Genomic DNA, 26,844 nt, shown 5'->3' with positions numbered 1-26,844 from the left:
GAAGCTAGCGGATCCCAACCGGTTTGCCGTCGAGCTGCCAGGAGGGATCGATGCTGATGCCCAGGTGCACGAGGGCGGTCACGGAGACATCGACGATGAACGCCGGCTGGGACAGCGGGCCGCGCTTCGCGGAGGGACCGCTCACGAGCAGGTAGATCGTACGCTCCTCGTCGGAATCTCCGCCGTGCCCGCCGTTGGACGTCCGTCCATGATCGGTGCTGGAGATGATCAGCCAGTTCTCGGTGTCGTATGTAGCCCTGGCGCGCACCGCCGCGACGAGCTGACCGACGTGGCGGTCCGCCAGCGCCACCGCCTCTCGGTATTCGGCGCCGATCGAGCGGTGCTGGTGACTCGTCTCGTCCGGATTGCCCAAGTAGACAAAGAGCGCGTCGGGGTCCGCTGTCGCCAGGTGCTCCGTAGCCAATTCCACGGACCGGCTATCGGCCTCGGCCCAACCGAGCTCGTATCCGTCTAGGACGTGACGGACGTCGACGGCGTCGCTCACCGTGGGCATGCCGTCTTCCTGCTGTACGAGAGGCAACCAGTCTGCCACTACGAAGGTGGACAGCTCCGGCCGCACCTGCTCGATGCGCGTCAGGAAGTCGGGATAGAGGTCGTACCGCTTGCCACCGAACTCGTTGTCGGTCACTCCGTGTTTCTCCGGCCACACGCCGCTCAAGAAGGAGGACCATCCCGGGCCGCTCACGGAGGGATACCCGGTCCGAGCCGTGGCAGTGAAGGTCCCCTCGGCCGCGAGGGCGTCCAGGTTGGGCGTGGCGACCTCCGCGAGCACGTCCGGTCGAATACCGTCGATCCCGATCACCAGTACTTTGCGTGTGAGCGCGTCCGCGTTGTCGGCCCGAGTCACCGACGTGGCCGATGTCGCCACCGTTTCCGCCGGCGGTTCGGCGGGTGCGCACGCCGCGCTCAGGGCGAGGAGGAGTGTGGCGCTCAGGCGGGCGGCATCAGAGAGTCTGCTCAAAGGTTGCTCCAGGTTGTGCCGACGGTTGGTATGCCCCTCACATTGTGGGGCTCCGCTTATCCGATGCAATGGTCAAGGTCGACGGCGATCCGGAGTTGGTCGTCTTCCAACCGCAGACACTCGGCGAAGTCATCGGCGCGGGGATCGCTCAGGAGCGCTTCGCCGCTCTGCTGCTCTCCGTCTTCGGTGGTCTGGCCGTGCTCTTGGACGGTCTCGGACCGTACGGCGTGTTGTCACACCTCGTGGCGCGTCAGCAGCGGGTGTGGTGCTGGCTCTCTCGCTCAGCAGTGCGCTCGAAGCCTTCATGTTCGAGGTGAGCGCGCGCGATCCTCTGGTCTTGTCGATCGCGTCGCTCGTGCTCATGAGCGTCGCCGCGGTGTCTAGTTTTCTGCCCGCGTTACGCGCCACCAGGACCGACCCGATGGAGTCGTTTCGCGCGGACTTACACCATAGATTGTCCACGTTTCTACTTCAAGAACCGTCTAACGAGGCGAGGCATCCGATGTCCGTACGACATGTCGATACCGTTCCGGCCGTGGAAGTGAAGGCGGGCACGGGGACCACGACTCAGGTGCTCATCGGACCCGAGCAGGGACCCAACTTCGCCATGCGGCGCTTCATCATGGAGCCCGGCGGCGGCATGCCGATGCACACGAACACCGTCGAGCACGAACAGTACGTCCTGCGCGGAAGCGCGCGTGTTCAAATCGGCGACGATGTGCATCATGTGAAGGAAGGCGACGTGGTATACATCCCGGCCGGGGTCCCGCACATGTACCAGGCAGACGAAGGCGCGGAGTCGTTCGAGTTCATCTGTGTCGTTCCCAACGGTCCGGACACGATCCAACTCGTAGAGTGCTAGTGCCCCCGCCACTGCTGAAGGTGCTCGACTAGCAACTCGCTGAGGCGCTCCGGCGCTTCCTCGGCGATCCAGTGGCTGATGCCTTCGAGGATCTCGAAGCGATACGGTCCGGTGACGAACTCCGCGGACGCTTCTGCGGTGGCGCGCGTGAAGGCGGCGTCGTTCGTGCTCCACACGTACAGTGTGGGCACGGTCACGATCGCGGGTGGTGGTGGGGTCGCGGGGGTCGGGCCGCCCGTTCCCGCCCGGTACCAGTTCAGTGCCGCACCGAGTGCCTCCTCGGTCCCGAGGATATCGAGGTAGGTCTCGATGTCGGCCTCGGGCATGCCGCCCCACCGACCGAGGAGCTCCTTGAAGTGCGCCGCATCGTTCTCGAGAAAGCGGCGTTCGGAGCCTTCCGCGCGGAAGGCCGCAAAGTATGATGACGCTTGGGCCTGCTCCCCCCCAGCCTCGGCCAGCGCCCGACCGAACGCGCTGACATGCGGTGTCGAGAGCGCAACGAGCGAGCGCACCCGCTGCGGCGCTGCTGAGCCGACGACCCACGCTACCGCGCCGCCCCAGTCGTGACCCACGAGGTGGAAGCGTTCGGCACCGAGTGCGGTCGCCATGCCCAGCACGTCACCGACGAGGTCGCCCATCGCGTAATCTGAAACTTCCGGCGGGCGGGCGTCCGGTGAGTAGCCGCGCTGATCGGGCGCGACTGCCCGGAATCCCTGCGCAGCGAGCACCGGAAGCTGTTTCCGGTAGAGATAGCTGGACTGCGGGAAACCGTGTAAGAGCAAGACGAGCTCACCGTCTTCCGGCCCGGCCGCGAGCGCGTCGAAGACCATGTCTCCGACCGGAATTCGGATCCTTTCGACTCCTTCCGGCAGGGTCTGGCTCGATGCAGGGGTGCTTGCCATGAGCAATGAGAGCATGAGGAACGTGGGAGGTCTCTTCATGGGAACTCCGTGACAATAAGCCTTCTAGCGGACAGTGAGACCGGGCGTGAACTTTCACCGATCCAGGAGGAGGGTCGGTGCGAGTACACGACATCATCGAACGCCTGCGCGCAAACGCCGACGTCTTCGACGCGCTCACGCGAGGGGTGAGCAAGGAGCAGGCGCGGTGGAAGCCAGCCAGAGACAAGTGGTCTATCCTCGAGGTCGTGAACCATCTCGCGGATGAGGAAGTAGAGGACTTCCGTTACCGGCTCGACCTCACGCTCCACCGCCCCGGGGAGCCATGGCCCCCGATCGATCCGGAGGTGTGGGCACGAGACCGGCAGTACAACTCACGCGAGCTGCGCCAATCCGTGGAGCGGCTGATGACGCGGCGGGCGCGGTCCCTACGTTGGCTCGAAGGGCTGGATCAGCCCGATTGGTCGCGGGTCTACAACCATCCGAGCGCGGGTCCCTTGCCTGCGGGCGGTGTGCTGACCTCTTGGCTGGCGCACGACTTCATCCATGTGCGTCAGTTGAACCGCCTGCACCGGCAGTACCTAGCCGCGGAGCTCTCAGACTACTCGCTGGGCTACGCGGGCCACTGGTGATCCGGAGCTCGTCGATACTTCTCCTTTGCGGCGCGGTGGTCAGCGTTGCGACCCCCTCCGGCGCGCAGGAAGTGGCGGAGACGATACTACCGGACCGGCCGGGACTGGGCGATGGCGCCCACGTCGTAGGCCCGGGTGTCGTCCAGCTAGAGGTCGGAATCGAGGCCTCTCCCGGTAGGGGCGCCGACGCCTCCACGTTCGGTCAAAGCCTGGTATGCTACGGCGTTGGCGGAATCGAGATCCGCGTCCTGCCTGGCTCGATCGTGATCAGGGACGAGGACCTGGGGGCACCGGATCCGGCTGTGGGGCTGAAGGTGTCCCTGTTAGGCGGAGACGGCCCGCGCATTTCGACGGTGCTCGCCACCACGCTCCCGGTCGGCTCGGAGGCTTTCTCGTCGCGCAAGGCGAGCGGTGCGGCCACGCTGGTCGGGGAATTCGCGCTCACCGACGCGCTCGGGCTTGCGCTCAATGCCGGCTACAGTTTCCCGTTCGACGACGTCGGGCCTTGCCTATGCGTCGGACGCTGACACCCAATTGGATCTGAACTGGGGCATCGATACCGATAGCCGACGTTGGTTCCTCGGTGTGGGCGTCGCGCACCACGGGCTGCTGGACCCTTCTACGCCAGCTCCACTCCTCCCCCAGCCTCCTCCGCGGCACGCAATGCGCGGTCTGCAGCCTCGAGCAACTCGGATGGGTCCTTCATACCCTGCTGATACATCGCGAGACCGATCGACACTCGTCCGAGATCGAGCTCGCCCACCGCCTCTTCGACGCGGTCTGCGGCGATTCGGCCGCCCGCGATGTTGGTGCTGAAGAGGAGAACGACGAAACGCCCGTGACCCAAGTGTGCCGCCAGATCGGCGGTCCGCGTCGTGTCCTGGATCCGCCCGCCGAGCGTGCGTAGGGTCTCGGGATCGCTCGATTCGAATTCGTCGGTCCCGAACGAGAGCAACAATACGGTCAGCGCCACGCCACGGTCGCCCGCTTCGAAGAGGTAGCTGTACACCAGTTCGAAGTGCAGCCGGTTGGCGAGGGCGGTCGGAGGGTCGGTGAGCGCCGGGTGGCCGATCGCCTGATCTCTCATCTTGCCCTCAGTCATGAGCTGCATCCATGCAGGGGGACGTTCGCACACAACGTGAGGGGACGGTCCAGGGCTCGCCAGAGCCGCGGCGAGCCCGTTGCTGGTGACACTGTGCCCCGGTACCGTTTGCCTTCCTTCTGTGACCCCGATGGACTAAACCGATGAAGAAGCGACGGTGGAGAGTCATGGCCGCCGTATTTACGGCGGCCGCGCTCGTTGTTCTTGTCGGTCCACGGACCCGCTTCGAGGAGCGGTGGAACGAGCCGGAGATCGGCTCGGACGTCGATGCGTACCTCTCCCGACGCGAGTCGAGCGTGTCCAATCTACGCCCGGGGGAGGCGAAAGCGGTGGTGTGGGCGGATGCTGAGACGCGCACCAGGACCCCCATAGCGCTGGTCTATTTCCACGGCTACTCGGCGGACCGCCACGAGGTAGATCCGTTATTGAGTCGAATCGCGCAGCCTTTGGGCGCGAACGTTTTCTACACGAGGCTGAGCGGGCACGGTCGGGACGGGGCCGCGATGGCCGAAGCGACAGTGGAAGCGTGGATGGACGATGCTGCCGAGGCGGTCGCGGTGGGCGCCGCGCTCGGGGAGCGCGTGGTGCTCGTCGGCACCTCGACCGGGGGCACGCTCGCTGTCTGGGCAGCGGCCCGCCCGGAAGCCGCCGGGCGCGTCGCGGCGCTTGCCGTCATCTCTCCGAACTTCCATCCGCGGGACAAGTGGTCGCGCATACTGCTCTGGCCGTGGGGTGGCCAGATCGCCCGTCTGATCATCGGTGCAGAGCGGTGCTTCGAACCGGAGAACGCGGAGCAGGAGCTGCACTGGACCGTATGCTACCCGACGTCGGCTTTGCTCCCGATGATGGCGCTGGTCGAGCACGTCCGCACGATGCCGCTCGACGGCGTGACGGTGCCGATCCTCGTCGCTTACTCCCGGGAGGACGCGGTGGTCGATTCGGAAGAGACCCGACTGGCGTTCGGGCGGTTTGGGAGCTCGCACAAGCAGCTCGTAGAGATCTCGGGGTCCGAGGACCCGGCGCGGCACGTGATCGCGGGAGATATCATGTCGCCCGGTACGACTGACGAGATAGCTCGATCGATTCTGGACTTCCTCCGCCTGATACCGAGCCTGCAGCGCCGATTCCCCGGCGACCCGGGGGGGTGATGCTGGTGGCCAACTCGGGCAGACGGTCGAACCAGGGCCGCGCCCGCTCGAGTTGGCCGGCCAGCCTGAGCAGCGAGGCCTCGTCCCCGAAACGGGCGGCGAAGTGCACGCCGATGGGGAGCCCGGCTTCGGTGCTGTAGAGCGGAACAGACATCGCGGGCTGCCCAGTGATGTTGTAGATGGGCGTCCAGGGTGTGAACTCGAAGGCCTCGTTGGCCATCTCGTCTAAGAGTCCGAGCGTCTTGATCAACTGACCCGACCCTACCCTACCCAGGATCTTCAACTGCGTCTGCTCCGCGGATGACGGTGCCAACTCCCCGATCTCCGGAGGCGGCGTCGCCAGGGTCGGCGTGAGTAGCGCGTCGTAGTCGACGAAGAAGCGCCCGACGTCGCGCCCGACGCGTTCCTGGACGCGAAGCGCCGTCGCGAATTCGCGGGCCGAGAGCGCGTTCGAGACCAAGCCGAGCGCCCAAGTGAGCGGCTCGAGCTGGGAGGGCTTCGGCTTCCGCCCCAGCACGATCTCGGCCTCGGCGAGGTCAGCACCCAATTCGGCCGCGACCATCACCATGAAGGCGCGGGCGAACGCAGGCCCGTCGACGGAAGGAGCGGCCGGAACGAGCTCGTGGCCTAGCTCCTCCAACAGCGCGACCGTCTGCTCGACCGCCGCGATACACTCGGCGTCCACCGAGGAACCTACCGTCGGCTCGGTCGTCCACGCGATGCGCAGACGTCCCGGATCGCGCCCGACCTCGGAAGAGAACGGACGCTCCGGTGGTGGAATCTCGTACGGGGCGCCCACGTCTGGGCCGTGGGTGGCGTCGAGCATCGCTGCGCTGTCCCGCACTGACCGGGTGAGCACGTGTTCGACGACCGCGCCCCTCCAGAGTTGTCCGTAGTCTGGTCCGGTAGGGGTACGGCCTCTAGTGGGCTTGAGGCCGAAGAGCCCGCAGCACGACGCGGGGATCCGGATCGAGCCACCTCCGTCACCGCCGCCCGCCATCGGGACGATTCCGGCGGCGACGGCGGCTGCCGAGCCGCCGCTCGAGCCGCCAGGAGTTCGTCCTGTATCCCATGGGTTCCGGCACGGGCCCCACAGCTCGGACTCCGTGTACGGCATCAGGCCCCACTCGGGAAGGTTGGTCTTGCCGGCGATAGTGACTCCGGTCTTGCGCACGCGGCTCGCGAGCTCCGTGTCGTGGTCGATCACGAAGTCCTTCAGTAAGCGGCTGCCCCCCGAGGTTGGGTGCCCCGCGTAGGAGCTTATCAGGTCCTTGGCCAGGAACGGCACTCCACCGAACACGCCGAAGACTTCCGCGCGCGCGGCCGCGTCTCGCGCGTCGTCCATCAGACGCACTACTGCGTTCAGCTTCGGATTCAGGGAGTCGATGCGCGCGAGTGCGATCTCCAGAAGCTCGGTCGCCGTGACGTCACCTGCGCGCACAATTTCGGCGAGCGCGGTCGCGTCATGTCGGAGGTACTCGTCGTGGGTCATCGCCGGGCGGTCGATTCCCTCAGGCCGGTGCCAAACCGATCGGGGTCTCACCGTTCGTCCACATGGTGTACCATCCTCCTGAGTTCATCCGCCCATCATCGTCACGGGGCCGACAAGATACGGGCAGCCTACTCCGAGCGCAGCACGGTGGCTGGGTCCGTACCGGATGCGCGTACCGCAGGGAGAAGCGACGCAAACGCCGAAACGGCCAGGAAGAGCAGCATCACCCCGGCGAGCGTCACCGGATCGTACGGGCTCACCTCGTACAGGATCGCGGAGGCGAGCTGCCCCAAAGCGAGCGCTGCCGCGAGGCCGAGCACGAGTCCCACGACAGTGAGGCGCATACCATCTCCCACTACGATGCCACGGATCTCTGCGGCCGTCGCGCCGAGCGCGATGCGCACTCCGAACTCACGTTCCCTCTGCGACACCGAATACGAGATGAGCCCATAGATGCCGAGCGTCGCGAGCAGCAGCGCTCCGGCTCCGAAGACGCTCAGGAAGAGCGAGCTGATGCTCCACTGGAGCTGGTTTTCCTGCACCACCCCGTTCATCGGGCGGACCCCATACGACAGGTTCGAATTCACGCCTTGCAGGGTCCCGCGTACGCCGGCGACCAAAGTGGATGGGTCTCCGCTGGTGCGTGATACCAGGAAGTACCTCCGTCCGCCCGCCTGTAACGTGGGTCGGTACATTTGTGGCCCCAGATCACCCAAAGTCAGGTCACCGTGCCGTACGTTCGAGACCACACCCACCACGGTGTAGCTCTGGGCCTCCGGCGGCTCGCCGGCGAGCAGCACTTGTCCGATGGGGCTCTCGTTCGGCCAAAGCCGGTTGACGAGAGCGCGGCTCACGATCACGACGGGCTGTGAGCTTTCGCCGTCCATCGTTCCGAAATCACGTCCTTCGAGCAGCTCGATGCCCATCGTTTCGAAGTAGTCGGGATGCGTGTAGTTCAAGACCGCCAGCGGCCACTCGTCCGCGGGAACGCTTACCATGGAGGGTCGAGCGATTTGGGACGTCATGCTCTCATGGTTGAGGGGGAGCCAAGAAACAGCCGATGCCGCCGCGACTCCGGGCGTGCTACGAAGCTGTTGCACCGCCTCGTCCACGAAAGCGAGGCGCTCTTCTCTGGACGGGTAGGCGTTCGTCGGCAGCAGGACTTCCGCCACCACGATACGATCCGCGTCGAACCCCAAATCGATGTCCTGCACGGATACGAAGCTCCTCACCATGAGGCCTGCCCCGGTGATCAGGACTACGGCGAAAGCCACCTGAGCTACGACGAGCAGCCGACGTCCCGTCGAGGTCGCGAGACCGCCGGAGCCCTTGGAGCCCTCCTTGAGTCCGATGGACAGATCGACCTTCGACGCCTTGAGCGCCGGGATCATCCCGAATATGACCGGTGTCGCGAAGGTCACCAGAAGCGAGAACGCGAGCACGGTCCCATCAATGGTGATGTCACCGATCCGGTAGAGGTCCTCGGGCAGAAGCGGGTTAAGTATGCTCGCGAACCAATACGAGAAGCCGATACCGAGCGCTCCGCCAAGTGCCGCCAGCACCAAGGACTCTGTGAGCAACTGCCGGATGATTCGACCACGCCGGGCCCCCATCGCTGCACGAATCGACACCTCTCGCTGTCGGCTGGAGCCACGTGCGAGCGTCAGGCTCGCGACATTCACGCAGGCGATCATGAGCACGAACGCCACTGCGCCCAGCAGCACCTTGAAGCTGATGCTCATGATATCCCACGCGAAGTTCAGCGCCTCGCGCAGCGGCTTCACGGTCACGCCCTCCATGCGGCCGTCGACGTCGGGATATTGCGCACCCAGCTCCCGCTGGATCTGCGAGAGCTCGGTCCGAGCCCGCTCTTGGGTCCAGCCTTCGTTCAGTCGGCCGATCAGCTGATAGGGGAGGCTCCCTCGATTCACTGAAGTGGACTCGACCTGTAGCGGCATCCACAGCTTCACGCCGCCGAACGGGAAGTTGAAGTTCTCGGGCATCACGCCGATCACGGTCCGCTGCACGCCATCCACGTTGATTGTGCGGCCAATGAGGTTGGGGTCACCCGCGTACCGGCGCTGCCAGAGCCCATGGTCCAGCACCACGACCTGGCTTCCGCCAGGGCGTCCTTCTTCGGAAAGGAAGGTGCGCCCCAGAGCCGCGGGCGCGCCAAGCACGTCGAACATGTTGGCGGTCACGTGGGAAGCCTGGACCTGCTCACTTCCTTCATCTCCCATGATGTTCGCTGAGCCGTAGCGGTACGCGCCGACGTCGGAGAAGGCCCGAGTGCGTGCCTTCCAGTCCTCGTACTGCGGATACGAGAAGCGGTCCATGTCCCACCCGGTGATCGGGTTCGCTTGGTTGACCTGAACCAGCTCGTCGGCCGACTCATACGGGAGTGGGCGGAAGAGATACGGGTTCATCAGGCTGAAGATGGTGGTGTTGGCGGCCACGCCGAACGCGAGCGTCAGAATCACGAGCCCGGCGTATCCCGGTGCCTTGAGCAGCGTGCGCAGCGCGTACTTGAGGTCTTGCCAGACTTCGTCCGCCAACATCGTTCTTCTCTCCACCGCCCCTCTCCTCGTTTGCATGTCTTCGCAGTACGCCTTGGTCTCATCCATGTCGCCGAACTGACGCAGTGCCTCGCGCTGCGCGTCGTCGCTTTCCCACCCCGTCTCCACCAGCTCCTCGACGCACAGCTCCACGTGGTGCTCGAGCTCATCGTCCACAGATGCTCGTGCATCGGTTCGGGACGACCGGTCCAGCCGGAACGCCCGCTTGAAGTGGCCGGCCACGGTCAGCTCTCCTGGCTCACTGGCTCTAGCACCTTGAAGACAGCCGCCGCGTACGACCGCCAGAAACTCACCTCGTGTTCGAGGTGGCGGTCACCGGCGGTCGTGAGCTCGTAGTACTTCGCGCGCCGACCCTTCTCGGAGATGCCCCACTCGGCCTCGATCCATGCGGCCTTCTCCAGCCGATGCAGCGCCTGGTACAACGCCGCGTCCTGGAGCTCGAGCGCTCCGTCCGAGCGCGCGCGGATCGATCGAGAGATTGCGAAGCCGTGCAAGGCGCCGTGTGTGAGCGTCTGCAGAATGACCAGATCGACCGTGCCGGGCAGAAGCCCTCGCGCCTGGTGCCCCATCTGAAACCGTCCGTCAGAGTGTTGGCCTCACTAAGTGAGGGTAAGTTATCGAGACTCTACGGGGCGGCGCCGAGAGGAGTTTCAGTGCTCGTCGCTCAGCGCTCGGATCAGGGAGCTGCGGGAAGGCGGCAGAACGCAGCCACCACGGGCCACGCCACGAGCATGCCTCCGCTCTCGAGGACCTCGTCGCGCAGGCGACCCTCGAGCGCGTCCACGTCAGCGACCGTGAAGCCACCCAGGCCCTGGCGCTCTGCCTCGGGCAGCATACTGCGAACGCTGTGGGCGATGTATTCGTAGTAGGGGCTTTCAGGGCCTCCCTCCAGGCGCGCCTCGAGCCGCGCGATCGGCTCGGGCAGCCCGGCGTCACGGAAGAGCTGCTTGAGACGGCCGCCCGCGTGTAAGTCCGCGCCCGCTCCTGCGACGACCGCGCTCTTCCACCGCACGATCTCGTCGTAGAGCGGCGAAGAGGGGAATGAGTGGGGGCCGCTGAGCAGCGCGTCCATGTACGACTCGAGCATGCAGACGACCCCGCCCGCTCGGACCGAGCGCACGACGGACGCGAGCACCCGAGCGGGATCGGGCTGATGCATGAGAATGAAGCGACCCACTACAGCGTCGAAGTCGGCGGGTCTGTGGAACTCGTCGATCTCGCTCACAGCGAAGTCGACGTTCGTGAGCCCACCCTTCCGTGCCCACGCCCGAGCTGCTTCGACTGCCTTTCCTCCGCGATCGATGCCCAGGACCGATCCGGACTCCCCCACCACTGTAGCGACCGCGCGTGAGACGTCTCCCGTCCCGCATCCGATGTCGAGAACTCGCATGCCGGGCTCGATGCCGGCATCCCGGAAGGCGCGCAGCGTGGCCTCACGATACAGCTCACCCTGGATGTCGAGCCGTCTCAGTTCGTGCTCGGTGTGACCGAGCAGGTAGTGAGCACCGCCTTGCCCGGCGTCGCACGTCACAGATCGAGCTCCCACCACTGGGCGACATGCGTCGCGCCCCACACGAGTCGCCGACCGACGCCTAGGCCCCGGGCCGAGAGTTCCACGATGAGCATGCGGAGCGTGACGGGCGCGTCGTTTTTTGCGGAATGGCTCACGGGCGGTAATCTGACAGCCCTGAGCCGATTATCCAGGAGTCGAGACGATGCGATCGAGCGTGACATCGACCCCCGCCTACAACCTCATCAAGCGTGCACTGAGAGGCTTTCAGCGACGGTCGGGCGGTTGAGCCGCAAGAAGGCCCTGGGGCTGTGGACCTGCCTCGCGCTGGTCGTTGGCAACATGGTGGGCGCGGGTGCGTATCTCGTGCCTTCCACATTGGGCCGGTATGGTGCGATATCCCTGGTCGGCTGGCTCGTCACTGCAGGCGGGGCTGTGTGTCTCGCCGCGGTCTTCGCCCGCATGTCGCGCATCATGCCCGCGGAGGGTGGGCCATATGCGTACACCAGGGAGGCGTTCGGAGACTTCCCGGCGTTCCTGGTCGCGTGGGGATACTGGGTCTCGGTGTGGATCGGCAATGCGGCGATCGCGACGGCGTTCACAAGCTATCTGACGCCTTTCTTCCCGGCGATCGAGGACTCTCCCGTGGTCATGGCTTCGGTCGCGCTGGGCGCGATTTGGCTACTTACCGCGCTCAACGTCTGGGGTCTTCGGGAGGCGGCCATCGTTCAGACCGTGACCACGGTGCTCAAGGTCATACCGCTGGTGGTGTTCGCGACGCTCGGCCTGTTCTGGGTAGATACCGCGAACTTCACGCCGTTCAATGCGAGTGGTGAGTCGCACCTGTCGGCCGTAATGGCTACGGCGGTACTCACGCTTTGGGGTCTCATGGGGCTCGAGTCGGCTACGATTCCCGCGGACGAAGTGGAGGATCCCGCGCGTACGATTCCGCTCGTCACGGTGTGGGGAACGGTAGCCACTGCGGTCATCTACGTCGCGAGCACCGTAGCCGTGATGGGCGTACTCCCCATGAGCGAGCTCGCCGAGTCGTCGGCTCCGTTTGCGGACGCGGCGGGTCGCATGTGGGGGAGCGGTGCGGGCAAGCTTGTCGCCGCCGCCGCGGCACTCGCGGGCTTCGGGGTTCTCAACGGTTGGGTGCTCATGCAGGGTCAGATGCCGCTCGCTCCGTCTCGCGACGGCCTCTTCCCGGGGAGCTTCGGTCGGCTGAACCAGCACGGTACTCCGGGCTTCACACTGCTACTCTCTTCGTTCCTGTGCACGGTCCTGGTCATCGCCAACTTCACGCGGGGGCTCGTCGGGCTCTTCACCTTTGCGCTCGTGCTGGCGACGGTGACCGTGTTGCTCTCGTACGTGCTCACGCCGCTGGCTCACATCGTGCTGATCTGTCGTGATCCGGGCCGCTGGGGCGGACGGGGCGCGAGCCTGGCGGTGGTCGTGTCCGCGCTCGCCGCGGCGTACTCCGTGTTCGCGATCGCGGGTGCTCAGATGCGGGAGATCTTGCTGGGGGCGCTACTCTTCACGGCAGGCGTCCCATTCTATCTCTGGAGTACGCGGAAGCGTGCCGGCCCAGACGCTCACTGATGTATCAGTCCGAAGTGGCCCCGCTTCAGCGCGTTCTCATGAAACACCCCCGAGACGCGTTCGTCAGCGCCGAGCGGATTACGGAGCAGTGGCAGGCGTTGGGTTACTCGGGTCCGCCGGACTACGATGAAGCGTGCCGGGAAGCCGACGCGCTCGCGGTGCTGCTCGAGCGTCTGGGGGCGATGGTCGATTGGATGCCGGCGAACGACATCGGCCTGGACTCGATCTACACGCGCGACGCATCGCTGGTGAGTAACGCCGGCGCGATCTTGGCTCGCATGGGGAAGGGCCCTCGATCCGCCGAACCGGGAGCGGTCGGGCGCGAATACCCCGCGTTGGGTATGCACGTGCTCGGCTCGATCGAGGAGCCGGGGACGCTCGAGGGCGGCGACGCGACCTGGCTCGACACCGACACGCTCGCTGTGGGGCGGGGCTACCGGACGAACGCCGAAGGGGTCGAGCAGTTGCGGGCGCTGCTCGGGGAGGACGTCGATGTGATCGAGGTGCAGCTACCGCACTGGAAGGGGAGCGGCGACGTATTTCATCTGATGTCGATGCTGAGCCCACTCGCCGAAGATCTGCTGCTCGTCTACTCGCCGTTGCTCCCGGTGCCGTTCCGCGACGGTCTGCTCTCCCGGGGCTTTGAGCTCGTGGAAGTGCCCGATCACGAGTTCGAGATGGGATGCAATGTGCTTGCTGCGGCGCCCCGGGTCGCGGTGGCGCTCGAAGGATTCCCCGACACTCTCCGCCGCATGGAAGCCGCCGGAGTGGAGGTGCACACGTACTCCGGAGCGGAGATGAGCGCCAAGGGACATGGCGGCCCGACGTGCCTGACGCGGACGCTGGAGCGCGCGCCGGCGTAGGGTGCGGATGGGGGCTGGCGGCCCATGACGCTCACCTCGCCAGCTGCTCGCCCAGTCCAAACGTGAAGAGGACGTTCCCGGCAGCGATGGTCACGTATTGCTTGCCGTCAACCATGTAGCTCATGGGCGCCGAATGAACTCGAGAGCCGAGGTTGAAATGCCACCGCTCCTCTCCGGTTAGCGCGTCCAACGCGAAAAAGTAGCCGTCGGGCGTGCCGCTGAAGACGAGATCGCCCGCAGTCGAGAGCACACCCGCGCTGGATCTCGGCTGGATGGGGTACTCCCACTCCACATCGCCGGTTTGCGGCGAGATAGCCCTGATCGCGCTCGCGTACTTGTCGGCCGGTAGCGGCGTCTCGCCTCCGCCACCCGTGTAGCGCTCGCCCTCAATGTACTCCTCGTCGCGGATGAAGTATGTCGTCTCACCGTCGTATGCGTTGACGTATAGCAGATCCGTGCGAGGACTGTAGCTCGGCGACCACCAGTTCGAGCCCCCTCCGATCGACGGCGAGACGGTCGTCCCCTCCAGGCTCGGAAACGTGTTCGGTAGCCGGATCGGGTGTCCTTTCTTATCGAGACCCTCGGCCCAGGTCTGCCTCGCATACGGCTTACCGTGAAGGAACTCGCCGGTCTCACGGTCGAGCACATAGAAGAAGGCGTTTCGGTTCGGCCAGAGAATCAGCTTGCGATCGCGACCGTCGATGCGGGAATCGGCCAGAATCGGAATCTGTGTGGCGTCCCAGTCGTGGACGTCGTGCGGAGTGAACTGGAAGTACCACTTCAGCTCGCCGGTGTCCGGATCGATCGCCAGCACCGCATCCGAGTACAGGTTGTCCCCCAGCCTGACGTCCCCGTTCCAGTCGGGTCCTGGATTGCCCGTTCCCCAATAGACGAGGTTGAGCTCGGGATCGTACGACCCGGTCATCCAGGTCGCCGAGCCTCCGGTGCGCCAGGAGTCGCCCGCCCACGTCTCGTTGCCAGGCTCTCCCGGACCCGGAATCGTGTAGAGTCTCCAGGCACGCTCGCCGGTCTTCGCGTCGTATGCGTCGACGAACCCGCGGATTCCGAATTCTCCGCCCGCGATCCCTGTTATGACCTTGTCTCCGACGACGAGCGGGGCGGCAGTCTTGCTGTAGCCAGCCATCTCATCGGCGACTTCCGCGTCCCAAAGCAAGTTGCCCGTTCTCGCGTCGAGCGCGACGAGGTGGGCATCCAGCGTGCTCATGAACAGCCGGTTTCCGAGGACGGCGACGCCTCGGTTGTTCCGGCCGCAACAGTAATTCAGGTCTTCGGGCATCTCGTGCTCATAGCGCCAGTACCGAGTCCCTGTTCTGGCATCGAGCGCGATGACGGTGGCCGGCGCTTCGGTCACATACATCACGCCGTCGACGACGAGCGGTGTCGTCTCGGATCGGTCGAGCACGCGCAACTGGTGGACCCACTGCATCTGCAGTTGGTCCACGTTTTGAATGTGGACCTGGTCCAACCCAGAGTACCGTTGACTCGAGTAGTTGCCCGAGTACATGAGCCAGTTGTGGGGCTCCGCGTCCGCGTTCCGCAAGCGTTCGGATGTCACGGGGCTGAAGGAAGGTGCAGCCGCGATCGTAGACGCCGGACGCGGGTCTTCGCCCGGCCCCTGAACGGCCGATGCCGGGTCCGCGAACAGCACCAGACTCAAGAGCGCGTACCATTTCGTCATGTCGCTCCCCCTCTCCTTCATTGCGGCGATCACCCTTCACCTCTCGTCAACCCATATAGATACGCGACGACGTCCACCAATTCATCGTCGGAGAACATTTCCGCGTAGGAGGGCATCGACGAGGTCTCGATACGCTCGCTCTCACGGAGATCTCGCTTCCGGAACGACCACAGTTTGTTGTCCTCATCGAGAATCCTGACCGAGTACGTGCCCTCGTTCATCCTCAAGCCAGCGACACTCGTGCCGTCGCGATGGATGACCCGCATCCTCCACCAGCGCGGCCGCACACGCTCATCGGGCTCGACCAGGTCGGACAGAAGGTCATCCGGTGAGCGGCGATCGCCGATCGTCGAGAGGTCCGGGCCTCTCAGACCGCCTGCACCGTCGATCATGTGGCAGCTGGTGCAGTCGCCTTCGTCTCGGTACAGCCGCTCACCCTTCGAAGGGTCACCAGGCACTTCCACGCGAGGCCCTCCGCTCAGTGAGCGGAGATACGTGACGAGTTGCCAGACGTCCTGATCGGAGCGTGCTCGGCGGAACGCCATCATCTCGGTGTTCGGGACGCCCCGTGAGATCACGCTGAAGAGGCCTGTATCGGTACTCGCGTGCCGAAACCGGCCCGTCGTCAGGTCGGGGCCGGTCTCACCCCCTGCCGCGCTGAGTCCGTGGCAGCGAGAGCAGTGTCTTTCGAAAAGCCCCCGGCCGGCTCGCACGTCGAGGCCCGCGGTGTACGGGTTGGCGTCATGCTGCGCATGAAGGCTGTTTGCCGTGCCGCCTGTCAACGCGGCGACGAGCATCCCAGTGATTCCGAGATGCAGAGACTTACGGAGCATAACCGTCCTCCTTGGGCAACCGGCCAAAGGGCAGGGTACGTCGAGCCGAAGCGGCGGGCAACGAGGGCGACCGGTGCGGCGTAGCGTCCGAAGCCTGAACTGCGGTGTTGGCGCATGGCTCTGGGCTTCACCACATCAGGGTGATGATGCGCCCCCGATCCGGAGTCGCCACCAATGAAGTATCCGAAGCGAAGTCGGTACAAGTACACGAAGGCTCGCCCGGGTTCTTCCCAACTACGCATCCCACTACCGCTCATCGTGAACGCACCGGTCGTTGGACAGTGACATCGAGGTGCGAAGCGCGCGCGGGCCGTCTCCGATTGCTCATGATCGAGAGTACGCGGTAGGTTGTATATCGATCAATCCGGAGAATTCCGAGACGAGCTGACACGCGGCCCGACGGATAGGCATCACGGATAGGATCATGAGGGGCATGGCGTCCGCTACCCGCCCCGATCAGCAGTTGAGCAGCCCGAAGACGAAGAGGCGTTCACGTCTCGGAGCGCGTGCCCTTTTCGTTCGCGTCAACGCTGGGACGGAGTATGCAGCCAGGGAAACATTTCAACTTCGACACCGAGAGCAGCGAACCTCTCCCGACCGTGGTTCGAACAGCCATCATTCTCGCCGCCGGCATGGGAGTTCGCCTGAAAGATCGGGGCGAACTGACGCCCAAGGGGTGCATGTGCCTAGGGGAAAAATCGATCGTCGAGGAGTCCGTTTTGCGGCTGTTGGCGGTGGGTATCGAACGGATTGTGATCGTCACGGGGCACCACGCGGAACAGTATGAGCCCTTGCAGGACCGGTATCACCAGACGGTTCTATTAGTCCACAACCCGCACTTTGCGGATTCGGGCAGCATGTATTCGCTGTACTGTGCCCGTCACTGCGTTGACGAAGCCTTCCTGCTGCTGGAGTCTGACCTCGTTTATGAACCCCGGGCTCTCACCACATGCCTGGAAAATCCCAGCGAGAACGTCGTATTGCTGGCGGGCTTTTCCAAGACCAGCGACGAGTGCTTAGTTGAGACGCGAAATGGCCGCTTGGTGGCGATCTCCAAGAACCGGGAAAGCCTGGGAACTGAGGTGCGGGGCGAGATGGTCGGCATCTGCAAGATCTCCCCGTCGCTGTTTTCTGCGATGCTCGAAATGGCTGAGCAACGCTTCGGTACGACCCGCCACGTAGACTACGAGACTGATTGTCTCGTTGCGGCGGCGTGGGGCGTGCCCATATCGTGCCCTGTCGTTGAAGATCTGGTGTGGTGCGAGATTGACGATGAAACGCATCTCGCCCGCGCACGCGACGAGATTTATCCAGTCGTTCAGAGAACGGACTTGAACAGGGAGTTGCGGGACAGCCAGCGACTCCGAAGCAATCTCGGCAAGTTCAAAACGGTCGGATTCTTCGACGAGCGGGAGCTGATCATCCGCCACATTCATGATTTGGAGCAATGCGCACCAGAACTCGAGCGACAGGGATACACCGTTCAGCGCGATGTCTCAGACGGCAAGAGAGTGGGATGCCGCATCTTCCGGGAAGACAGCCTGAGGGTGCCCAGCAAATCCCGCCTGCGGTTCCCCTGGATCGGAATCTGGGAGCACGAAGTCGGGGAGGACGGACTGATTGCGCTCCCGCCCGAAGATGTACGATACAGGCCGGAGGATTTTCTACCCCTTGAGCAAACGGACTTTCTGGGTGTCTCTGTCGGAGTTCCGCACAATCCGACGGCAGTCCTGAACACGTATTTTGGGTCCAGTGATTGGATGGAAGTCTGTCAACTGCCTTACCGGGACCATCGCAACGGAGGTGACCTCACCGGCTTTCCCGACGACAAGTTCAAGGTGCGGGGATCTTCCTCGGATCGGTCATCGGTTGCTCTCCTAGTCGATTCTTTGTGACCGTCACCGAGCCCCAGGCCTCGCCACGTGCTCCCATCAAGCTCGCGTGGTCAGCACCCGGGTCTGAGTGAACTGCTTGTGTCCGTCGGGCGACTTGTGGAAGCCGAACCCCGATTGGCGTGCGCCCACCCACGGGGTGCCGACGGCGCCTCCCGGCGCGCTGTTGACGCCGATCATGCCTGCGGTAAGGCGCCGCGCAACCGCAGTCGCATTCGCTTCGTCCTGCCCGAACACGACGGCACCGAGCCCGAAATGAGTGTCGTTCGCCTTGTCGATTGCTTCATCGATGGAGGCGACGCGTGTCACGCACGCCACCGGGCCGAAAGTCTCGACGCTCGCGATATCCATGTCCTCGGTGACACCCGCCAGCACGGTCGGCACGATGAAATTGTCCCGATGGCCCTTCCCCCCGGCGAGCACGGTGGCGCCCGCTTCCACCGCGGCGTCAACCTGTGCGAGCACGTGGTCGCGCTGGCCGGCGTTGACCATCGGCCCGACGTCGGGGTTCTCCATGCCGTCGCCCTGGGTCATCGTCGCCGCAAAGTCCGACAGCGCGGACTCGAACTCGTCGGCGATCGAGTCGAGCACGAAGATGCGCTCGGTGGAAACGCAAACCTGGCCGGCGTTCCCGAACGAGTTCCGCGCCGCGAACTTGGCCGCCCTCGCGATATCGGCGTCCTCGAGCACGATCATCGGATCCTTGCCGCCCAGCTCGAGCACGACGCGCTTCAGCGTACCGCTCGACTCGCGCAGGATGTGTTTGCCGACCTCGCGGGAGCCGGTGAACGCGATCATGTCCACGTCCGACCGCACGATGGCCTTGCCCTGGTCGTCGGCGCCGTGCACGACAATGAGCACGTCCTCGGGCAGCACCTCGTTGAGCACGTCCGCGTACGCCTGACCGCAGAGAGGCGTTTCTTCGGACGGCTTGAACACCACCGTATTCCCGGCCGCCAGCGCGGGTAGCACCATCCACGCGGGCATCGACATCGGGAAGTTCCACGGCGTGATCGCTCCGACGACCCCGAGCGCATCGTGATACACCGTCGAACGAAGACGCTTGTCCTCGACGACCTCGGGTTGCAGCGCGGCCGCGATCTCGTCGAGCTCGTGGTCGATGTAGGCCAGAGACTTGGCCTCGCCGATGCCTTCCTTGAGCGGCTTGCCCATCTCCTTCGTCATGAGTTCGCCGTGCGCTTCCGCGCGTTCCGCGAAGATCTCCTTGCTCTTGCGAAGGAGCTCCGCACGCCCTTCCAGGCCAAGCGCTTCCCAGGCAGGTTGAGCGGCTCGGGCTCGTGCGACAACGGCCGGGATGTCGGAAGCCGGGGTCACCGGGACCTCACCGACGACTTCCCCGGTGGCGGGGTTGTAGGACTTCAGCGTTTCCATGCTCATCTCACGAAAGTAGTGTGGGTGGTGGCGGCGGCGATCTAATACCCGGATGATTGTCGCGGATCCCCCGGGTCAGCAAGGAGGAGACTAATGCGGGGACGATCGATCGATGGACCTCGAAGCATGTTGAAGGAGGCGGATGGATGAAGCTGGACCTGGAGGTCGGACAGACCGCGTCACGGACGCTCACCGTGACGAGCGAGCACGTGCGCCTTTACACCGAGATCAGCGGCGACAGGAATCCTCTGCACTACGATGAGGCGTTCGTGGCGGGCACCAAATTCGGCCGGCTCGTCGTGCAGGGTGGCATCACCACGGGGGTGTTATACGCGCTCGTGGCCCAGGACATGCCCGGTCCGGGCACGGTCTTCCTCAGTCAGGATTGGAAGTTTACCGCTCCCGTCTTTATCGGGGACACGATCACGGGCTCTGCTGAGGTTCTCAGCGTTCATGACAGCAAGCCTGTGTGTCGCCTACGCGTCGAGGTCAAGCGTGAGGAGGGTGAAACCGTGCTCGAGGGGGAGGCGTGGTGCTATCGCTTCAATTCGACTGCGGGGGCCAGCCCAGAACCGCGAGGGGAGACATAGATATGAGCGGTCCGCATGGGTGTTGATTCGGCAGGATGTGCGGGGTCGTTGGGGATTGGCTATCGTGCCGCATGAGCGAGAGAATCCTGGTCACCGGGGCGACCGGCATCGTCGGCAGAGAACTGGTTCGGCTGCTCGTGGCAGTGGGCTCCGAGATAAGAGCGGCAACGCGTAGCCCCGAACGGGCGGAAAGCCTGTTCGGCTCCGACGTCGAAGTGGTCGAGCTCGACTACCGGCGGACGTCGACCTTCGACGCGGCGGTCGAGTGGGCCGACCGCCTCTTCCTGCAGGCTCCGCCCTTCGATCCGGACGCGCATGAGACGCTCGTCCCGCTGCTCGACTGGGCGGTGCAGGCCGGGACCGGCCAGGTCGTCATGATGACCGCCATGGGAGTCGAAGTTCGCGACGACCTGCCGATCCGCCGCCTTGAGAAGCACGTCGAATCCCTCGGCGTCGCGTTCACCTTGTTGCGCCCGAACTTCTACATGCAGCACTTCACGGGAGGCTTTCTCGGGGAGCGGATTCGCCGGACGGGAGCCTTTTCGATGCCCGTGGAGGACGCTCGGGTGAGCATCGTCGATGGGGACGACGTCGCCGGGGTCGCGGCGGCGTGCCTCACGTCCGACGAGCACGACGGCAAGGCGTTCACGCTCACGGGACCCGAGGCGCTCACACACCAGGAGATCGCGAAGACGATCAGCGACGTGATCGGTCGGTCCGTGGCGTTCGAGAGCGTGTCCGACGAAGAGATGCTGAGCCGGTTGACCGGCTCTGCGTGGCGGCCGGAGATCGCAGGCGTAGTCATCGCGCTCTACCAGTCCGTGCGAGGGGGCGTCCGTGCTCCGGTGACCGGAGATGTGGAACAGGTGCTCGGCCGAGCACCTACGGCGTTCTCGGACTTCGTCGCACAGAACGCCGAGTCCTGGCTCTAGCGTCTGGGTCAGGACACCTCTTAGCAACCTCTTAGCACGGGCCGCTAGGGCTAGCGCCCCCCTCCGTCCGATCGGTGCCAGTCCGATGGCGCCGAAGCCGGCCCGTACCTGAGGTCGATGCCAGGGACCGGCGTGAGACCGAGCGTCACGACGCGGTGGCCGAACACCGATGCGAGGATGCCCCATCGGCTCCCGTGCTCGAGCTCCAGGGCGCGCATCTCCATCATCACGGCGAGGTGCGCCACGTCGGGTGGCGTGGGCACGTCGCGCTGGAGCGACGCGCAGTACGTCTGCACCGACGCCCAGCTACACCCGTGTCCGGCCCCGAGCACGTGCATGAGCTCGTGGATCACGAGTTGGCGATCAGCGAACAGCTCGTTGTTCTCGAGTCGGACGATTCCGTAGGTGATGTCCGCGCTCACCACCGAGATGCTGCGCACGTTGGTTCCTGACCACGTCGTCGCGTCCGCGCTCAGCCCGTACGTGCGCACGTCCGCGCGGTTGATCACTCCGACGCCACGAAGCGCGACCGACGTGTCCAACTGCACGATGATCGCGTCCGCCGGCCTGCGCGCACCGCCTAGGATGCGCACGTCCTCGAGGAGTGCTGGCGCGAAGGCGTCCCACCCGAGCGCGGCCTCCATCACCTCCACGTGCTCCCAGAACGCGACGGAGTCCGCTGCGGTGATGTCCGCATCCGAGCCAGGTCGGTCGAGCGCGACCGGGATCGGAAAAGCGTCCTGCGGCCATCCCCTGAACTCTGCTGCCCATACGGCGTTGTCGGTGACCGTTTGAAGAAACCCGTCTTGGGAGAACGGAAAGTAGAATCCCCAGAACGAGGGCATGACGCGCCCGTCGGCGGCTAGCTCCGGGTCGATGGGGACTTCCACGCCTGCGTAGTCTCCAGATTCTGCGGTCCACGTTTTCGGTGCGAGCACCACGGTTCCGCGGCCTCCGCCGACATCGCCGGGAGAGAGCAAGATCCAACCCGGATGCATGGGCTCGGACGGACCGGGCTCGATCGTGAGCGTCCCGAAGCCCGATACGGGGTCGATGATCTCTACGTCGAAGGTTCCGTCCGGCTGGACTCCGGCGGTGACGTCTTGCGACCCCCAAACCACGCGCGCGATCACGTCGCCGAAACTCGTCTCGGCGGACGTGACCACCTGTCCGTGTAGGGTTCCGAACGCAAGGACTACGTCCTGCGGCCCGGGCGCTTCGTCCCCGCACGCCGCCACCACGATCACCGATAGCAGCACGGCGAAAGGCGGTCTCTTGAGCGCGAGATGAGGGTTCATGGGTCTCGGCGTTGGCGATGCTGGAACGTGATAGTGTTACGTTGGGCGTCTGCGCAGCTTTCTTCTCTGGTCACCGGCGGGGCGGGGCCGCTATTCTGGGCGTCCGCTTCCGACGTTGCGCCGCCTCGACTGGGCGTCGGGCAGTACCTACCAAGGGTGATCTGATGAACGCAAGGTTCCCGCTGGCGATTCTGGCTGTTCTCGCTCTGGTCGTACCGCTCGCCGCCCAGGTGAACGACGAGGCCTCAGATGCCGATCGTCTCCAATATCTGGACGTATTCGAGATGGAGGTCGCAGCCGATCCCAGGATCTCGCCTGACGGCTCGCGCATCGTCTACGTGCGCCGTGGCTTCGATATCATGACCGATGGGAGCCGTACGGCCCTTTGGATGATCAACTCCGACGGGACCGATCACCGGGCGCTCACGGACGGAACGAACGGGGTCGGCTCCCCGCGTTGGTCCCCGGACGGAAACCGTTTGCTGTACGTAAGGTCCGAAGACGGCTCTGCTCAGGTCTTCCTGCGTTGGATGGACTCGGGACAGACGGCCGAGCTCACGAACGTCACCGAGTCTCCGGGCAGTATCACATGGTCGCCGGACGGCGACTGGATCGCGATGACGATGTTCGTGCCGGAGTCCACGCCGCCCTTCGCCAAGATGCCGCCTAAGCCGGACGGTGCGGAGTGGACCACTCCTCCGATCGTCATCAACAAGTTGCGGTACCGCTCTGACGGCCGCGGTTACCTCGAGGACGGCTACACGCACATCTTCGTGATGCCGGCCGAGGGGGGCACTCCGCGGCAACTCACGAGCGGTCCGTACAATCACGGAGGTGGCCTCTCGTGGTCGCCGGATTCGCGCTCGATCGTCTTCAGCGCCAACCGCGGCGACCCCGACTTCGATGTGCGCAACAGTGAGGTCTTCGAGATCTCGGTCGCGACGGGCGAACTGACGCAGCTGACGGACCGATTCGGGCCCGACGGCAATGCGGTTCTCTCGCCCGACGGTTCGTTGATCGCCTATACGGGCTTCGACGACGAGTACCAGGGCTATCAGATCACACAGCTGTACATCATGAACCGCGACGGCTCTGGCAGCCGCAGGGTGAGCGACCTCGATCGTGGCTTTGGCGGCTTGAACTGGGCTTCGGACGGGCGAGGCCTCTACTTCCAGTACGACGACCAGGGCATGACAAAAGTCGCGTACGTCTCGCTCGAGGGTGAGGTCGAAGACCTCGCCGAGGACTTGGGTGGAGTTGGGCTCGGGCGGCCCTACGGTGGTGGCTCCTACACCGTCGCGAGCAACGGGCGCTTCGCCTTCACGCACACTTCGCCGTCGCACCCGGCGGACGTAGCGGTCGGCCAGCGGGGCCGTGACGCCCAACGCATCACGATGCTCAACGAAGACCTGTTCGGTCATAAGAAGCTCGCCCAGATAGAGGAGCTCTGGTGGGAGTCCTCGTACGACGGTCGCCCGATACACGGCTGGATCGCGACGCCGCCGGATTTCGATCCGTCGCGGAAGTACCCGCTCATGCTGGAGATCCACGGTGGGCCGTTCTCGAACTACGGCCCGCGCTTCTCTCCCGAGGTGCAGTTCTACGCGGCGGCGGGCTACGTCGTGCTGTACACCAACCCGCGTGGCAGCACGAGCTATGGGGAAGAGTTCGGCAACCTCATCCACCACGCGTATCCAGGATACGACTACGACGACCTGATGTCGGGCGTCGACGCGGTCATCGACCGCGGCTACATCGACGAGGACAACCTGATGGTCACCGGCGGATCGGGTGGCGGCGTGCTCACCGCTTGGATCGTCGGCAAGACCGACCGCTTCCGCGCCGCCGTGGTACAAAAGCCTGTCATCAACTGGATCAGCTTCTCGCTCACGTCGGACGGCTACTCCTCGTACTACCAGTACTGGCTGCCAGGGCCGGTCTGGGAGGATGGCAACCTCGAGCACTACTGGGCACGCTCTCCCCTCTCGCTCGTCGGGAACGTCGAGACGCCCACCATGCTCATCACGGGCGAGCGGGATCTGCGTACTCCGATGGCCGAGTCCGAGCAGTTCTACCAGGCGCTGCAGATCCGAAAGATCCCGACCCAGCTGGTCCGCGTACAGGACTCGTTCCACGGCATCGCGAACAGCGCTCCGTCGAACCTGATCGCGAAGATCGCGAACGTGCTCGAGTGGTTCGAGCGTTACAGGCAGACGGAACGGGTCGTCAGTGACAGGTAAGGGCGTGGAGGCATGACGTCCCGGGACCAAGGCTATCGTAGCACCGGCGCCGGCAAGGTCGACCAGTTCGAGTCGGTCTTCCGTGCGGCCGCCAAGGTCCGCTTCTCGTACTCGGCCGTCAAAGTGGAGTCCGTCCTGGTCGTAAGCGACCGAGACGAGCGTGGCGCCGCGGCGTTCGGTGACCAAGTTCAGTCGCTGCTCACGGTGCTCGAGCGGGGGGAGAACATCCGCTGGCGCGTAGCGCACGGGGGTGAGTACGACTCGGTGCCGGCGTTGCTCGAGCTGGTCGAGGCAGAGCGTCCGGGCCTGATCTGTACGTACCGCCACCTCCACAGCGATTCGTGGCGGTGGCCGTACACTCTCGGCGAATACATCGACGTGCTCACACAGGTCACGACGACTCCCATCATGGTGCTGCCCCATCCGGAGCGACAACCGGAACGCCCCGTGCGGCACACGAAGGTGGTGATGGCGATGACGGATCACCTGGTCGGTGATCACAAGCTGGTGAACTGGGCCGCGCGCCTCACGGACGAGGGCGGTCGGCTCGTCCTCGCCAACGTGGAGGATGACGCTGCGCTCGATCGCTTCATCGAGACGATTGGGAGGATTCCGAGCATCGACACGGACCACGCCAGAGACGCGATCGAGGATCGTCTCGAGCGCGACGTGCGCGCCTACATGGAGAGCTGCGCGGACGAGATCGTTCGCGCTGCACTGCCCATCGCCGTCGAGTCGGTGGTCGCCCACGGACACCACCTGACCGAGTACAGCCGACTGGTCGAGCAGCACGAGGCCGACCTGCTCGTCATGCACACGAAGGACGAGGACCAACTCGCCATGCACGGGCTCGCGTACCCGCTCGCGATCGAAGTACGCTCCGTCCCGTTGCTGCTGCTGTGATGGAATCTTCCGTCCCGATGGGCATCACGTTGCTCTTCGCCGGCATCCTCGTCGCGCTCATCGTCAGCCTCGCGCTCGAAGAGAAGCTACACGCGAAGAAGTCCCTCATCGTGGGGCTCTACGCGACCGTGGCGCTCCTTCTCGGTGCGGTTCTGCTGCCGCTCCCGTACAGCCCGTACCTCATCGGCGGGCACGAGATGAACATGCCCGTCTACATCCCGGCGATCGACTGGGGTGTGATCACGATCATCTTCGGGGCGAGCCTCTTCGTAGACGTCACCTCGCGCTCCGGGCTCTTTACCTGGATCGCGATCCGGCTCACGAAGGCGTCGGGCGGCGACCCGGTGCGACTTCTCTGGCTCTATGGGCTCATGACCGTCGTGTTCAGCGCGGTCCTGAACAACGTGACCGCGATGATCATCGTCGGGTCGCTCACGGCAGTGTCACTGGACAAGCTCCGGCGGAACGACAAGCTGCTCGGGTTCCTGCTCGTGGAGGGCCTGCTCACCAACATCGGTGGTTTGCTCACGCTGATCAGTTCGGTGCCGAACATCATCGTGGGCACCGCCGCCAACATCAGCTTCATGGCGTTCTTCTACCGCGCGAGCCCCTTCGTTCTCGTCACGACCATCGCGACGCTCCTACTGGGTGCCAAGCTCTTCGACATCGTGGGTCTAGCGGACGAGGACGCTCGAGCGGAGGCGCGCAGCCTCGTAGCGAGCTTCGACGAGAACGACGGAATCGAGAGCCGAGGGTTCTTCTGGTTCGCGGCGGGCATGCTCGTGCTCTTCATTGTTGCGATCGCGACGACCTCTGTAATGCCCTACGTCTCCGACCTCGGTATGGGCTTCGTGGCGATGGCGTTCGCGGCGGTCATGCTGGTACGATACAAGTCCGAGGTCGACCAGTTCTACCGGTCCGTCGACTGGGACTTGCTCGGCTTCTTCGCTGCGCTCTTCGTGGTGATCAACGTCATGGAGCATGCGCAGGTGCTCGCGCTGATCGGGCAGGGCGTGGAGCGGATCGTGGACCTCGGGCCGACACTCGGTACCGGGGCGGTGATGCTGGCGACGGCTGCGTTCAGCTCGGTGACCGACAACATCCCGCTCGCCGCAATGCTTGCGAAGATCATATCGGGCATGCCGCTCGCCGACGGGATGGCGCGCCCGCCCACGGATCCGCTGTGGTGGGCGGTGATCTTTGGCGCCAACTTGGGAGGCAACATCACTCCGATCGGGTCGGCCTCGACGCTGGTTGCCGTCACGATCATCCACAAGCACGGGCTACGGCTCTCGTTCGGCGGCTTCGTTCGGAAGGCGTTCCCGTTCGCTCTCATGCAGATCGCGATTGCGGTGTTGTACCTGTTGTGGGTTCTGTGACCGGTCAGCGATGGGCCA

Annotated in this window: 25 protein-coding genes; 13 read left to right on the top strand and 12 right to left on the bottom strand. The window is 64.8% G+C overall.

What is annotated here, in order from left to right:
* Window positions 1–4 precede the first annotated feature (4 nt).
* Window positions 5–982 carry an alkaline phosphatase family protein gene (locus IIB36_07390; GenBank protein MCH7531580.1) on the bottom strand — a complete coding sequence of 326 codons (978 nt, stop codon included), beginning with the start codon at window positions 980–982 and terminating at the stop codon, window positions 5–7.
* A 68-nt stretch (window positions 983–1,050) separates the two neighbouring features.
* Here IIB36_07390 and IIB36_07385 point away from each other — a divergent pair, with 68 nt between their 5' ends.
* Together IIB36_07385 and IIB36_07380 are read left to right on the top strand one after the other, a co-directional pair.
* Window positions 1,051–1,299, top strand: coding sequence for a hypothetical protein (locus tag IIB36_07385; GenBank protein ID MCH7531579.1), 249 nt, complete (start codon window positions 1,051–1,053; stop codon window positions 1,297–1,299).
* Window positions 1,300–1,484: 185 nt separating this feature from the next.
* The gene (locus IIB36_07380; protein MCH7531578.1) at window positions 1,485–1,844 is read left to right on the top strand and encodes a cupin domain-containing protein; all 360 of its coding nucleotides are present in this window, start codon (window positions 1,485–1,487) and stop codon (window positions 1,842–1,844) included.
* Here IIB36_07380 and IIB36_07375 read toward each other — a convergent pair.
* Entirely contained in the window at window positions 1,841–2,746 is a 906-nt protein-coding gene (locus IIB36_07375) for an alpha/beta hydrolase (protein MCH7531577.1), read from the bottom strand. The two genes, IIB36_07380 and IIB36_07375, sit on opposite strands and share 4 nt — an antisense overlap.
* A gap of 116 nt (window positions 2,747–2,862) precedes the next feature.
* Between IIB36_07375 and IIB36_07370 the strand changes: the two genes are divergently transcribed.
* Complete coding sequence (locus IIB36_07370; GenBank protein MCH7531576.1) at window positions 2,863–3,375, top strand: DinB family protein; 513 nt, start codon at window positions 2,863–2,865, stop codon at window positions 3,373–3,375.
* Entirely contained in the window at window positions 3,372–3,902 is a 531-nt protein-coding gene (locus IIB36_07365; protein MCH7531575.1) for a transporter, read from the top strand. The genes IIB36_07370 and IIB36_07365 overlap by 4 nt, the downstream gene beginning before the upstream one ends.
* A 92-nt stretch (window positions 3,903–3,994) precedes the next feature.
* Here the strand turns inward: IIB36_07365 and IIB36_07360 are convergent, their stop codons facing one another.
* Entirely contained in the window at window positions 3,995–4,477 is a 483-nt protein-coding gene (locus IIB36_07360) for a diguanylate cyclase (protein MCH7531574.1), read from the bottom strand.
* A gap of 143 nt (window positions 4,478–4,620) precedes the next feature.
* Here IIB36_07360 and IIB36_07355 point away from each other — a divergent pair, with 143 nt between their 5' ends.
* Window positions 4,621–5,625 (top strand): alpha/beta fold hydrolase, encoded by a 1,005-nt coding sequence (locus IIB36_07355; GenBank protein ID MCH7531573.1) that lies wholly within the window; start codon window positions 4,621–4,623, stop codon window positions 5,623–5,625.
* On the opposite strand, the gene IIB36_07350 is transcribed toward IIB36_07355, so the two are convergent.
* The 5 genes from IIB36_07350 to IIB36_07330 form a co-directional block, all read right to left on the bottom strand.
* The gene (locus IIB36_07350) at window positions 5,522–7,117 is read right to left on the bottom strand and encodes an amidase (GenBank protein MCH7531572.1); all 1,596 of its coding nucleotides are present in this window, start codon (window positions 7,115–7,117) and stop codon (window positions 5,522–5,524) included. The genes IIB36_07355 and IIB36_07350 overlap by 104 nt on opposite strands.
* A 128-nt stretch (window positions 7,118–7,245) precedes the next feature.
* Window positions 7,246–9,915, bottom strand: coding sequence for an ABC transporter permease (locus IIB36_07345; GenBank protein ID MCH7531571.1), 2,670 nt, complete (start codon window positions 9,913–9,915; stop codon window positions 7,246–7,248).
* Between the two features lie 2 nt (window positions 9,916–9,917).
* A complete protein-coding gene (locus tag IIB36_07340; GenBank protein ID MCH7531570.1) occupies window positions 9,918–10,262 on the bottom strand; it encodes a PadR family transcriptional regulator in 345 nt (114 codons plus the stop codon).
* 107 nt (window positions 10,263–10,369) lie between these two features.
* Window positions 10,370–11,224, bottom strand: coding sequence for a class I SAM-dependent methyltransferase (locus IIB36_07335; protein MCH7531569.1), 855 nt, complete (start codon window positions 11,222–11,224; stop codon window positions 10,370–10,372).
* The gene (locus IIB36_07330) at window positions 11,221–11,361 is read right to left on the bottom strand and encodes a hypothetical protein (GenBank protein ID MCH7531568.1); all 141 of its coding nucleotides are present in this window, start codon (window positions 11,359–11,361) and stop codon (window positions 11,221–11,223) included. The genes IIB36_07335 and IIB36_07330 overlap by 4 nt, the downstream gene beginning before the upstream one ends.
* Window positions 11,362–11,488: 127 nt before the next feature.
* Here IIB36_07330 and IIB36_07325 point away from each other — a divergent pair, with 127 nt between their 5' ends.
* Window positions 11,489–12,805, top strand: a complete 1,317-nt coding sequence (locus tag IIB36_07325) for an amino acid permease (protein ID MCH7531567.1) — start codon at window positions 11,489–11,491, stop codon at window positions 12,803–12,805.
* Window positions 12,805–13,668: a hypothetical protein gene (locus tag IIB36_07320; protein MCH7531566.1), complete on the top strand. Its 864-nt coding sequence runs from the start codon at window positions 12,805–12,807 to the stop codon at window positions 13,666–13,668. The genes IIB36_07325 and IIB36_07320 overlap by 1 nt, the downstream gene beginning before the upstream one ends.
* A 31-nt stretch (window positions 13,669–13,699) precedes the next feature.
* Here IIB36_07320 and IIB36_07315 read toward each other — a convergent pair whose 3' ends face one another.
* On the bottom strand, window positions 13,700–15,367 hold the full coding sequence (locus tag IIB36_07315) for a PQQ-dependent dehydrogenase, methanol/ethanol family (GenBank protein MCH7531565.1): 1,668 nt from the start codon (window positions 15,365–15,367) through the stop codon (window positions 13,700–13,702).
* A 29-nt stretch (window positions 15,368–15,396) separates the two neighbouring features.
* The gene (locus tag IIB36_07310) at window positions 15,397–16,200 is read right to left on the bottom strand and encodes a c-type cytochrome (protein ID MCH7531564.1); all 804 of its coding nucleotides are present in this window, start codon (window positions 16,198–16,200) and stop codon (window positions 15,397–15,399) included.
* A 542-nt stretch (window positions 16,201–16,742) separates the two neighbouring features.
* On the opposite strand from IIB36_07310, the gene IIB36_07305 reads away from it, so the two are divergent.
* Window positions 16,743–18,095 carry a phosphocholine cytidylyltransferase family protein gene (locus IIB36_07305; protein ID MCH7531563.1) on the top strand — a complete coding sequence of 451 codons (1,353 nt, stop codon included), beginning with the start codon at window positions 16,743–16,745 and terminating at the stop codon, window positions 18,093–18,095.
* 36 nt (window positions 18,096–18,131) lie between these two features.
* Here the strand turns inward: IIB36_07305 and IIB36_07300 are convergent, their stop codons facing one another.
* Window positions 18,132–19,484, bottom strand: coding sequence for an aldehyde dehydrogenase (locus IIB36_07300; GenBank protein ID MCH7531562.1), 1,353 nt, complete (start codon window positions 19,482–19,484; stop codon window positions 18,132–18,134).
* Between the two features lie 146 nt (window positions 19,485–19,630).
* Between IIB36_07300 and IIB36_07295 the strand changes: the two genes are divergently transcribed.
* The gene (locus IIB36_07295) at window positions 19,631–20,074 is read left to right on the top strand and encodes a MaoC family dehydratase (protein MCH7531561.1); all 444 of its coding nucleotides are present in this window, start codon (window positions 19,631–19,633) and stop codon (window positions 20,072–20,074) included.
* Window positions 20,075–20,145: 71 nt separating this feature from the next.
* Entirely contained in the window at window positions 20,146–21,006 is an 861-nt protein-coding gene (locus IIB36_07290) for an NmrA family NAD(P)-binding protein (GenBank protein ID MCH7531560.1), read from the top strand.
* A 50-nt stretch (window positions 21,007–21,056) separates the two neighbouring features.
* Here the strand turns inward: IIB36_07290 and IIB36_07285 are convergent, their stop codons facing one another.
* Entirely contained in the window at window positions 21,057–22,304 is a 1,248-nt protein-coding gene (locus IIB36_07285; GenBank protein ID MCH7531559.1) for a hypothetical protein, read from the bottom strand.
* 164 nt (window positions 22,305–22,468) lie between these two features.
* Here IIB36_07285 and IIB36_07280 point away from each other — a divergent pair, with 164 nt between their 5' ends.
* Genes IIB36_07280 through IIB36_07270 form a run of 3 tightly spaced genes read left to right on the top strand, consistent with a single transcriptional unit; the run spans window position 22,469 to window position 26,826 of the window.
* Entirely contained in the window at window positions 22,469–24,544 is a 2,076-nt protein-coding gene (locus IIB36_07280; protein ID MCH7531558.1) for a S9 family peptidase, read from the top strand.
* Between the two features lie 12 nt (window positions 24,545–24,556).
* Window positions 24,557–25,447 (top strand): hypothetical protein, encoded by an 891-nt coding sequence (locus IIB36_07275; protein ID MCH7531557.1) that lies wholly within the window; start codon window positions 24,557–24,559, stop codon window positions 25,445–25,447.
* Window positions 25,447–26,826, top strand: coding sequence for a hypothetical protein (locus IIB36_07270; protein ID MCH7531556.1), 1,380 nt, complete (start codon window positions 25,447–25,449; stop codon window positions 26,824–26,826). Before IIB36_07275 ends, IIB36_07270 begins: the two co-directional genes overlap by 1 nt.
* Window positions 26,827–26,844: the final 18 nt, after the last annotated feature.

It is taken from the genome of Gemmatimonadota bacterium (assembly GCA_022560615.1).
Classification (GTDB): domain Bacteria; phylum Gemmatimonadota; class Gemmatimonadetes; order Longimicrobiales; family Gaopeijiaceae; genus UBA1138.
Note: the sequence above shows the minus strand (reverse complement) of the source record. Positions and strands in the feature narration are given on the sequence as shown.

What these genes read in the sequence shown, in the direction of transcription:
- IIB36_07320 (MCH7531566.1), top strand. Translation starts at nt 12,805, where the DNA reads ATGTATCAGTCCGAAGTGGCCCCGCTTCAGCGCGTTCTCATGAAACAC.
- IIB36_07340 (MCH7531570.1), bottom strand. Translation starts at nt 10,262, where the DNA reads ATGGGGCACCAGGCGCGAGGGCTTCTGCCCGGCACGGTCGATCTGGTC.
- IIB36_07315 (MCH7531565.1), bottom strand. Translation starts at nt 15,367, where the DNA reads ATGACGAAATGGTACGCGCTCTTGAGTCTGGTGCTGTTCGCGGACCCG.
- IIB36_07280 (MCH7531558.1), top strand. Translation starts at nt 22,469, where the DNA reads ATGAACGCAAGGTTCCCGCTGGCGATTCTGGCTGTTCTCGCTCTGGTC.
- IIB36_07310 (MCH7531564.1), bottom strand. Translation starts at nt 16,200, where the DNA reads ATGCTCCGTAAGTCTCTGCATCTCGGAATCACTGGGATGCTCGTCGCC.
- IIB36_07350 (MCH7531572.1), bottom strand. Translation starts at nt 7,117, where the DNA reads ATGACCCACGACGAGTACCTCCGACATGACGCGACCGCGCTCGCCGAA.
- IIB36_07360 (MCH7531574.1), bottom strand. Translation starts at nt 4,477, where the DNA reads ATGACTGAGGGCAAGATGAGAGATCAGGCGATCGGCCACCCGGCGCTC.
- IIB36_07275 (MCH7531557.1), top strand. Translation starts at nt 24,557, where the DNA reads ATGACGTCCCGGGACCAAGGCTATCGTAGCACCGGCGCCGGCAAGGTC.
- IIB36_07375 (MCH7531577.1), bottom strand. Translation starts at nt 2,746, where the DNA reads ATGGCAAGCACCCCTGCATCGAGCCAGACCCTGCCGGAAGGAGTCGAA.
- IIB36_07295 (MCH7531561.1), top strand. Translation starts at nt 19,631, where the DNA reads ATGAAGCTGGACCTGGAGGTCGGACAGACCGCGTCACGGACGCTCACC.
- IIB36_07300 (MCH7531562.1), bottom strand. Translation starts at nt 19,484, where the DNA reads ATGGAAACGCTGAAGTCCTACAACCCCGCCACCGGGGAAGTCGTCGGT.
- IIB36_07385 (MCH7531579.1), top strand. Translation starts at nt 1,051, where the DNA reads ATGGTCAAGGTCGACGGCGATCCGGAGTTGGTCGTCTTCCAACCGCAG.
- IIB36_07285 (MCH7531559.1), bottom strand. Translation starts at nt 22,304, where the DNA reads ATGAACCCTCATCTCGCGCTCAAGAGACCGCCTTTCGCCGTGCTGCTA.
- IIB36_07380 (MCH7531578.1), top strand. Translation starts at nt 1,485, where the DNA reads ATGTCCGTACGACATGTCGATACCGTTCCGGCCGTGGAAGTGAAGGCG.
- IIB36_07270 (MCH7531556.1), top strand. Translation starts at nt 25,447, where the DNA reads ATGGAATCTTCCGTCCCGATGGGCATCACGTTGCTCTTCGCCGGCATC.
- IIB36_07290 (MCH7531560.1), top strand. Translation starts at nt 20,146, where the DNA reads ATGAGCGAGAGAATCCTGGTCACCGGGGCGACCGGCATCGTCGGCAGA.
- IIB36_07355 (MCH7531573.1), top strand. Translation starts at nt 4,621, where the DNA reads ATGAAGAAGCGACGGTGGAGAGTCATGGCCGCCGTATTTACGGCGGCC.
- IIB36_07305 (MCH7531563.1), top strand. Translation starts at nt 16,743, where the DNA reads ATGCAGCCAGGGAAACATTTCAACTTCGACACCGAGAGCAGCGAACCT.